8 protein-coding genes and 1 riboswitch are annotated in these 9,349 nt (G+C 59.1%); of the genes, 5 read left to right on the forward strand and 3 right to left on the reverse strand.

Going from position 1 to position 9,349, the window contains the following annotated elements; translation table 11 throughout:
- Nucleotides 1-4: 4 nt before the first annotated feature.
- On the reverse strand, nt 5-529 hold the full coding sequence (gene cobU / locus GA0061102_RS27490; RefSeq protein ID WP_092855125.1) for a bifunctional adenosylcobinamide kinase/adenosylcobinamide-phosphate guanylyltransferase: 525 nt from the start codon (nt 527-529) through the stop codon (nt 5-7).
- A gap of 141 nt (nt 530-670) precedes the next feature.
- Nucleotides 671-1,068: riboswitch (cobalamin riboswitch) on the reverse strand.
- 179 nt (nt 1,069-1,247) lie between these two features.
- Here cobU and GA0061102_RS27495 point away from each other — a divergent pair.
- Nucleotides 1,248-3,044 carry a chloride channel protein gene (locus GA0061102_RS27495; RefSeq protein WP_092855127.1) on the forward strand — a complete coding sequence of 599 codons (1,797 nt, stop codon included), beginning with the start codon at nt 1,248-1,250 and terminating at the stop codon, nt 3,042-3,044.
- Between the two features lie 101 nt (nt 3,045-3,145).
- Here the strand turns inward: GA0061102_RS27495 and GA0061102_RS27500 are convergent, their stop codons facing one another.
- Nucleotides 3,146-4,600 (reverse strand): cobyric acid synthase, encoded by a 1,455-nt coding sequence (locus GA0061102_RS27500; RefSeq protein WP_092855129.1) that lies wholly within the window; start codon nt 4,598-4,600, stop codon nt 3,146-3,148.
- 235 nt (nt 4,601-4,835) lie between these two features.
- On the opposite strand from GA0061102_RS27500, the gene GA0061102_RS33235 reads away from it, so the two are divergent.
- The 4 genes from GA0061102_RS33235 to GA0061102_RS27525 all read left to right on the forward strand — a co-directional run bounded on the left by GA0061102_RS33235 (nt 4,836) and on the right by GA0061102_RS27525 (nt 8,981).
- Nucleotides 4,836-4,979, forward strand: a complete 144-nt coding sequence (locus tag GA0061102_RS33235; RefSeq protein WP_092855131.1) for a hypothetical protein — start codon at nt 4,836-4,838, stop codon at nt 4,977-4,979.
- Between the two features lie 812 nt (nt 4,980-5,791).
- Entirely contained in the window at nt 5,792-6,790 is a 999-nt protein-coding gene (locus tag GA0061102_RS27510) for an ABC transporter substrate-binding protein (RefSeq protein WP_092855133.1), read from the forward strand.
- Nucleotides 6,791-7,024: 234 nt separating this feature from the next.
- A complete protein-coding gene (locus GA0061102_RS27520) occupies nt 7,025-7,936 on the forward strand; it encodes an ABC transporter permease (protein WP_092855137.1) in 912 nt (303 codons plus the stop codon).
- Nucleotides 7,929-8,981, forward strand: a complete 1,053-nt coding sequence (locus tag GA0061102_RS27525; RefSeq protein ID WP_092855139.1) for a quaternary amine ABC transporter ATP-binding protein — start codon at nt 7,929-7,931, stop codon at nt 8,979-8,981. The genes GA0061102_RS27520 and GA0061102_RS27525 overlap by 8 nt, the downstream gene beginning before the upstream one ends.
- A 144-nt stretch (nt 8,982-9,125) precedes the next feature.
- Here GA0061102_RS27525 and GA0061102_RS27530 read toward each other — a convergent pair.
- On the reverse strand, nt 9,126-9,349 hold a 224-nt coding region (locus GA0061102_RS27530; RefSeq protein ID WP_208858709.1), incomplete at its 5' end, for a transposase.

Here is a 9,349-nt window from a genome sequence, read left to right on the forward strand (position 1 = left end):
TGGATCAACCCTTCATTTTCAGCGGCAAGCCCGCTGCGATAAAATAAACTTCGGCACTCGCCGCCGCGACCATCTGGTGCAGCCGGCCGGCATGATCGCGAAATTCGCGCGCCATGCGATTTTCCGGCACGATTCCAAGACCGACCTCGTTGGACACGAGAACGAGCCGCGCCCGCGCCCTCGGCAGGAATTCCGTGAGAGCGGCAAACTCCGCCGCCATGTCTCGTTCCGCCATCATTAGATTGGTCACCCAGAGCGTCAGGCAGTCCACGAGCACGGCACGCCCGTCGGCGTCGATCGCGGCAAGACGCGCCAAGAGATCGATCGGCTCCTCATGTGTCTGCCAAAGGTCGCCGCGATCGGCACGGTGCTGCGCAATGCGCGCGCGCATCTCATCGTCCCACGCCTGACCTGTCGCCACGTAGTGACGCTCGAGACCCGTGTCCGAAATCAGGGATTCGGCGAATCTGGATTTGCCGGAACGCGCGCCACCGAGGACGAAAATGGCTCGGGAAGTCGAAGAGGACATGCGCTATGCCCGCTCCCGCGCAACAGCGAGGGTCGGCGGCATAAAGCCGATACCGGAAAAGAGGCGTCTACACGCCGAAAACTCGTCTTGCGCCATGACAACCTCCGTGCTGGCAGCGGAACTGACGTCCCAGAACAGGCTCTGCGCCCGGCACGCATGGCAGGTCTCCTGGCTCGCGGATAAGGCGCCGCGACGGGGGCGGACCGAAACCGGTCGCCCCCGATCGTGCGCCAGCGGATCTTTCTCGCCTTCCCGGCAATGCATCATGAAAAGGCGGACGATTCGTAGAATAAGAGGCGTCCAGCCCCGGTAGATCATGATGCCATACCAGTGGCTTTTTCGGTTTGCGGCTGTCCCGCCTGTTCGCCCCATGCGAACCAACGGCGGAATACCCTTCAAACCGAACGAAAGACCCTGACCGCTCTACAGTCGCGGGGTCGGCTGTGATGAGAACGCCCGGCTTGGGTCCGTCCCTTCACATTCCCTTTTCATCCCATGCGGCAGATCGCCGCTTAGGAACCATTCGTTATGCCGATAGTGATTAGGCTTTCGCCTAGTTTAAGTCAATCAAGGGCATCATTGCGACATTCTGCGTTCCACTCGCGAAATCGCTGCAAATTCCCGGGAGAACGCCGGTCTTTTTGCCGTATTTCTTTGATGTTAGGAGTTTATAGAGGTCAAACCCCCACATTCGAATAGAATATATCGTTCGCTCCCCATGTTACAGAAATTCCAACCTCGCCGTCTCGGCGTCTTCTCGGCCCTATTCGATCTTGGTCGATTCAGGGCATTGCTGCGCCGTGGCGAATTAGGGCTTGTGTTTGCCGGTGCGCTGGCGGGCATAGCGTCCGGTTGCGCCGTGACATCGATGAGCTTCATCTCGCGCAAGCTTCACAGCCTTATCTTCGGCATAACCGACTATGAGCGCCTGAGTTCAGCGGCAATGGCGATCCCGGAAAAATCGATACTTCTGATCGCACCGATCGCCGGCGGCATCCTCATGGGGATATTGCTTTATGTGCTGTCGCGCACGCGCAAGAAGCCGATGGTCGACCCGATCGAGGCCAATGCCCTGCATGGCGGCCGCATGTCGCTCACCGACAGTATCCTCGTCGCGGTACAGAACCTGATCTCGAACGGCTTCGGCGCCTCGGTCGGGCTTGAGGCAGGCTATACGCAGCTTGCAGCCGGCATCGCCTCGAAATTCGGCTATAAGATGCAGATGCGCCGCTCAGACCTGCGCATGCTCGTCGGCTGCGGCGCGGCCGGCGCAATCGCCGCTGCGTTCAATGCGCCTTTAACCGGCGCCTTCTACGCCTTCGAGCTCATCATCGGCACCTATTCCATCCTGACACTGACGCCCGTTGTCGTTTCGGCGCTGATCTCGACGATGATCGCAAGGCTGCTTGCCGGCGACGATTTCGCCATCGACATCGATCATTTCGGCGCGATCGTTCCTGCGGATTATCTTCCGGCCGTTTTGCTCGGCGCCTTCTGCGCCGGTATCGGCATCCTGATCATGCAGGGCGTCGCCTGGGTCGAGGAATTGGCGCGCAAGAGTTCCATCGCTCCGCCCTTCCGTCCTGCGCTCGGTGGTCTCGTCATCGGCTTGCTGGCGCTGATCTCGCCGCAGGTCCTGTCCGCCGGACACGGCGCACTGCATCTCAATCTATCCAGCGAGGTGACCCTGGGGGCTCTCGTCGGATTGTTCATCCTGAAATCGCTTGCCTCGGCCGTGTCGATCGGTTCCGGATTCAGAGGCGGCCTGTTCTTCGCCTCGCTGTTCATGGGCGCGCTGCTCGGCAAGATCTTTGCCTATTGTGCACCCTATCTCGATCATGCCACGCTGACACCGGCCGTCTATGCCGTGGTCGGCATGAGCTCGCTTGCCGTTGCCATCATCGGCGGCCCGCTGACCATGACGTTCCTCGCGCTTGAGATCACCGGCGATTTTCCGATCACCGCTTTGGTGCTGGCAGCGGTCATCACCTCATCGCTCGTTGTGCGCACGACCTTCGGCTACTCCTTCGCCACATGGCGCTTCCATCTGCGCGGCGAAAGCATCCGCAGCGCTCATGACGTCGGCTGGATCCGCAATCTTACCGTTGCCCGCATGATGCGCCCCGACGTGCACACGGGAAGCATCGACATGAGCATTGAGGAGTTTCGCAAGAATTTTCCGATCGGCTCGGCCCAGCGCGTCATCCTGGTCGACAAGCACGAGAAGTATTCCGGAATGGTTCTCGTGCCAGACGTCTATGCGAGCCCGATCGAGAAGGACGACGAGGAGCACGGACTTTCCGATTTCATCCTTCTACGCAACGAGTTCCTGCAGCCGCAGATGAACGCCAAGCAGGCCGCCGCCATGTTCGACCAGACCAAGAGCGAAGCGCTGGTCGTGGTCAACGACCTGATCGAACGCAAGGTGATCGGTCTGCTGACGGAGAGCTACACACTGCGTCGCTACAGCGAAGAACTCGATCGTCGCCGCCGCGAAGTATCGGGCGAACTCTAACGAGCATCGCGATCTTTCAGAGTGGCATCTTCCGCTTCAGGTCTTTGATCTCTAGCTGCCGTTGTCGCGCAAAGCCGCTGCACGGCTTTGCGCGACATGTCTTACCGGACGAGGCGGTCGAGCCAGGCGGGATCGAGCACGCTTTCCAGCTCTCTGGCAATGTCGTCCAGCGCCACATCGACGCTGGCACGATAATCCGTGGGCTCGCCTGTAAGGCCAAAGCTTGCGAGCAGCTTCGCCCGATAGGCGTCACTGCCGAAGAGGCCGTGCAAATAGGTACCCATGACACGACCGTCGGGCGATATCGCCCCATCGGGCCGGCCGTCGATCATTGTCGAGGGCCGCTCGCAGTCGGCGCCGCTCGTCACGCCGAGATGGATTTCGTAGCCTGACAGCGACACGTCATATTCCTTCGAGACGGCAAGACTGTTGCGCACCGTCTTCTCCGGCGCCATTTCCGTCTCGATATCCAACAGACCCAGTCCCGCCGTCTCGGTAACCGATCCATCGATACCGAGCGGATCATAGACCGTATGACCGAGCATCTGATAGCCGCCGCAAATGCCGATGACGCGACCGCCGCGGCGGACATGCGCGGCAATATCGCGATCCCATCCCTGCTCGCGCAGATCGAGGAGGTCACCGATCGTAGACTTGGAGCCCGGCAGCACGATAAGTCCAGCGTCGGCAGGCAAACGCTCGCCAGCGCGGATAAAGACGAGATCGACGTCGGGCTCGGCCCGAAGCGGATCGAGATCGTCGAAATTGGCGATACGTGAAAGCACGGGCACAGCAACCTTCAGCGCGCCGGAGGAACCGCGTGCAAGCCGCTCCAATACGACGGAATCCTCTGCCGGCAGGCGCGCCGCCGCCTTGAGCCAAGGCACGACCCCATGGCAACGCCAGCCGGTAAAGCCATTGATCGCCTCTATGCCTTCCCCAAACAGCGAGACATCTCCGCGGAACTTATTGATAAGGTAGCCACGGATCATGCGCCTGTCTTCGTCCGGCAGAATATGATGAGTGCCGACCAGCGACGCGATGACGCCGCCGCGATCGATATCGCCGACCAGTACGACAGGCACGTTGGCGCGCGTCGCAAAACCCATATTGGCGATGTCGCCGCGCCGCAGATTGATCTCGGCAGGCGAGCCCGCCCCTTCCACGATGACGAGATCGGTTCCCGCCCGCATCGTGGCAAAGCTCTCCAGCACCGCGCCGAGCAGCTGCGGCTTCAGCGCCTGGTAGTCCCTGCCCTTGGCATGGCCCCATACCTTGCCCTGCACGATGATCTGGCTGCCCGTTTCCGATTGCGGCTTCAACAGCACCGGATTCATATGCACGGATGACGGCACGCGCGCTGCCAGCGATTGCAGCCATTGAGCGCGCCCGATCTCTCCTCCATCTTCGGCGACGGCCGCATTGTTGGACATGTTCTGCGGCTTGAATGGACGAACCCTCACGCCCCTGTTGGCGAACAGGCGACACAGACCGGCGACCAATACCGTTTTTCCGACATCGGAGCCGGTTCCCTGCAGCATGATCGCCTTTGTCATTCCCCACCACCTCGATATGCCGCAGCCGCTGAAAACACGGAGTTTTGCCTTGATTTTGCCGCGATCTTTAACCCTCGGAAACGGCAGTTGCGATACAAAAATACATCACTTTCAAGTATATTCTGTTTGCGACACAGGATGACGATTCCATCCATTGTTAGTTAGGCTGAAGAGGATTATCTCCACCGCGAAAACACACAACGAGGCGAGCCGATCGGGCTCGGAGGATACCCCAATGCTCTTCATCTTCAACAGACAGAATTCCATCCAGATCGCCTGGAATGGCAAGCTGCCGGCACGCCGCCCCGAGAGCCGCCTGCAGCAGCTCGACACGCGCTTCGGCACGATCGGCTTCATTCGCACCTATAACGTCGGCTGACACCCGGTCAAGCCGCAGCCCTGCCACGACGCGCCGCCATGCGACTGCATTGGCGGCTTTTCTTTTACCTTCCCGCAAAGGGATGAAATGGGGTCAGCCGAGGGTTAGCGCCGGGCCTCGCAAAAGCCTGCGCCAGAAACGCGAAAACCGCGCGATCCGGAGATCAACGCGGTTTGCCAAAAACGCCGGCTTCCTTGCATATACGCCACAAGGTTCGCTCCCCCCGGTACGCTTTACCTGATCCGGAGAAGCAGCGGTGTCCCCCGCCACGCACCGATTGATAAACCGACATCGTTACCGGACAGTTATTAAGTGCTTAACTAAGAATGAATCCGAAAAATTTTTGAAAATTTTCTTATTTGCGTTGTGAAGCCGCAAACGACGCAAATGGAATACAAAAAGTCTTTTAGGGACACGATATTTTAGGCGTATTTAACTTCACCGTGCTGAAAGGCTTCGGGCGAGCCTCACATTGCCCATTTTGCAGCCGTGAATAGTAGAAAATAGGCTAATTCAGGCGCTTATATCAGCTTCTCCAACAGGCACGATAACTCCAATTACCGGCCAGGCTGTTGATTTCTTCACTCAAATCCTTACGCTGCCTGTTGTCGATGCAAAGAATGCCCGGCCGCGACAGAATTCCGCGGTCGCAAAAAGACCAAATGCACGACAGCAGCAAAGGGGACCGTACGGGCGTCGTCAGCGGCGTATGAACGGTTGTGGTTGAACCACCGCTGACAGGGATCGACAGACATCACGCTTGCTTTCGGTCGATTTCCGTAACGTAACGAAAAATTGGGAGACATCATCAAATGAAGAAGCTTCTCGCTTCCGCCATCTTTGCCTTCGGCGCCTATGCTTTGGCTGGCTCGGCGCATGCAGCATCATGTGGCGACGTATCGATCGCCGAGATGAACTGGGCTTCGGCCGGCGTCGCGGCTCAGGTCGACAAGATCATCCTTCAGAACGGCTACGGCTGTAACGTCACCCTGGTGACCGGCGACACGCAGCCGACCTTCACCTCCATGAACGAAAAAGGCCAGCCTGACGTCGCGCCCGAGCTTTGGGTCAACGCCGTGCGCACGGCACTCGACAAGGCCGTATCCGAAGGCAGCCTGATCGAGGCAGCACCGCTCCTCAGCGACGGCGGCGTCGAAGGTTGGTGGATTCCGAAATTCCTTGCCGACGCCCATCCCGACATCAAGACCGTTCAGGACGCGCTGAAGCATCCGGAACTCTTCCCTGCCCCTGAAGATTCCTCCAAGGGCGCGGTCTATAACTGCCCTGCAGGCTGGAACTGCCAGATCTCCACCGCCAACCTCTATAAGGCACTCGGCGCCGACAAGCTTGGCTTTACGCTGGTAGACACCGGTTCCGCTGCAGGCCTCGACGGTTCGATCGCCAACGCCTTCGAAAAGAAGAGCGGCTGGCTCGGCTACTACTGGGCACCGACGGCCATTCTCGGCAAGTACGAGATGGTGCGTCTGAGCTTCGGTGTGCAGCATGACAAGAAGGAATGGGACGCCTGCACTGCGATCCAGGATTGCGCCAATCCGAAGGTAAACTCCTATCCCGTCTCTGACGTCTATACGGTCGTGACCAAGGCTTTCGCATCGAAGGCCGGCATCGCCATGGATTACATGAAGACACGCAAGTGGGATAACGCCACCGTCGGCAAGGTTCTGGCCTGGATGACCGACAACCAGGGTACCAATGAGGACGGCGCCAAGTACTTCCTCAAGACCTATCCCGACATGTGGACCAAGTGGGTTGCGGCTGATGTCGCCACCAAGATCAAGGCTTCGCTCTGATCAGCACGAAAGCATCGGCGACGGGCCTGCGCCTGTCGCCGATTTCATATTCGCTGGAGGCGACGACCGACGGACAGACGCGGTCGCAGGTCGCAACGAGCACAGATTGGCGCCGGCAAATGTAGTAGGAATAGAAAAGCAGCCTGCAGAACCGGTCGCAGCGCTGCAATACCGTTCGAACATGAAAGGCCACATGCGCGGACTGGACAGAACCGGATCAAGAAGGGGAAATACATGGCTATTCAGTGTACGATCCTGCCGGACGTGCTTTGCAATTTTCCGGCAATAGACGAGTCGCTCATACGTATTGCACGCAAGAATATCGACGATGGGTTCAGGGCATCTGTGCGAGCCTATGCAAATCTCATCGATGCGGTTGTGCAGCCGCTGCAATGGTTTCTGAACTATCTGGAATGGCTCTTCACCAACACGCCTTGGTTCATCGTGCTTCTCGTCATGATGTTCGTCGTCTATGCCGCCAGCCGAAACCTCAAGATCGTTATCGGTACGGCGATATCAATGACGCTCATCGGCGTCTGCGGCCTTTGGGGCGACACGATGGTGACGCTTGCGATGGTGACTGTCTGCACGCTCATCGCCATCGTCATCGGCCTGCCGATCGGCATATTGATGGCGCGCTCCGACAGGCTGCAATCGATCATCAACCCGATCCTCGACATCATGCAAACCATGCCGAGCTTCGTCTATCTTATCCCCGTCGTTGTGATTTTCGGCATCGGCAAGGTGCCCGGCCTCATCGCCGTCGTCATCTACGCCATTCCGCCCATGATCCGCTTGACCAATCTCGGCATTCGCCTGGTGGACAAGGAGGTCCTGGAAGCGGCCGATGCCTTCGGTTCGTCGCATCGTCAGAAGCTGTTCAACGTGCAGATTCCGCTCGCACTGCCGACCATCATGGCCGGGATCAACCAGACCATCATGATGTCGCTCGCCATGGTCGTGGTCGCATCGATGGTCGGCGTCGGCGGCCTCGGCAAGAACACGCTTCAGGCGATCAACAACCAGTTCTTCACCGTCGGCTTCCTCAATGGCTTCGCGCTGGTCGCAATCGCCATCATTTTCGACCGCACGAGCCAGGCCTATGGCAGACGGCTCCAGAAGCACTCGGAGGTCATCCATGGCTAGTCACGCGATACAGATCAAAAGCCTCTACAAAATCTTCGGCCCTCGCGGGTGTGACTTTGTAGACATGGTGAAGAATGGCACGGGCAAGACCGAACTCAATGAGGAACACGGCCATGTGCTCGGGCTGCAGGACATCAACATCGATATGCCAGCCGGCGCCATCACCGTCGTCATGGGCCTCTCCGGCTCCGGTAAGTCGACGCTGATCCGCCACATCAACCGGCTGATCGAACCGACGGCCGGCGAAGTGCTCTATGACGGCGTCGACGTCTGCAAGATGAATGAAAACGCCCTGCGCGAGTTCCGCCGCCATAAGACGGCGATGGTATTCCAGAAGTTCGCCCTGCTGCCGCACCGCACGGTGATCGAAAATACCATCTACGGCCTGGACATTCAGGGCGTGCCGCGTGCCGAAAGCGAAAAGAAGGGGCAATACTGGATCGAACGCGTCGGCCTTAAGGGTTTCGAGCGGCACTTTCCGAACCAGCTCTCGGGCGGCATGCAGCAGCGCGTGGGCCTCGCCCGCGCCCTGACCAATGACGCCGACATCCTGCTGATGGACGAGGCCTATTCGGCACTCGACCCGTTGATCCGCGTCGACATGCAGAGCGTGCTGCTCGATCTGCAGAAGGAGTTGAAGAAGACCGTCGTCTTCATCACCCACGATCTCGACGAGGCGCTGCGCCTGGGCGACAAGATCGCGATCCTGCGGGACGGCAAGGTCGTACAGCAGGGAAGCGGACAGCAGATCGTGCTGCAGCCGGCCGACGACTACATCACCGCCTTCGTCAAGGAAGTGAACCGCGGTCGCGTCATCCAGGCTCAGACCATCATGAAGCCTTCTGTGGGCGAACTCAGCGGCATGCGCGTCACCGGCGACATGACGCTGGAAATCGTCGCCAAGCAGATAACCGACGCGGGGCAGACGGGTGCCGTCGTCACCGACGCTGGTGGCAAGCCCGTCGGCACGATCGATCTGCAAAGCATCATTGCCGCCATGGTCACACCGACGACTCATGAAGCAGCACAGATGGCAGCCGCGTAGAGCCATCTTTCTCCGACATCAGCGAGCGCCCGCAAGGGCGCTCAGACCGCTGACAAACCCCGTCATTTTTTGGCGGGGTTTTATTTTGTGTTGAGTTTCGAGGTTGACTGGATGTTTTGAACGGGCCGTTCAGATTCCCTCTGCTTATGCGGGGCTCGGTTGGCTGGCCTTGGTGAGGGCCATTGCGATCTTCTTGATGTTCTGGGCGGCTGCGGCCATCAGGCACTGGCATTGGACCCGGATGAGACTTCGGAACCGCGCGTAGCGATGACCATGCAACTGTTTGGCGTCGGCAAACGAGCGCTCGACCGTCTCTTTCCGTCGTTTGTAGATGGCCTTGCCCCAGGGCTTGAGCCGGTTGGCATCGG

The organism is Martinezella miluonensis, assembly GCF_900094545.1.
Lineage (GTDB): Bacteria > Pseudomonadota > Alphaproteobacteria > Rhizobiales > Rhizobiaceae > Rhizobium > Rhizobium miluonense.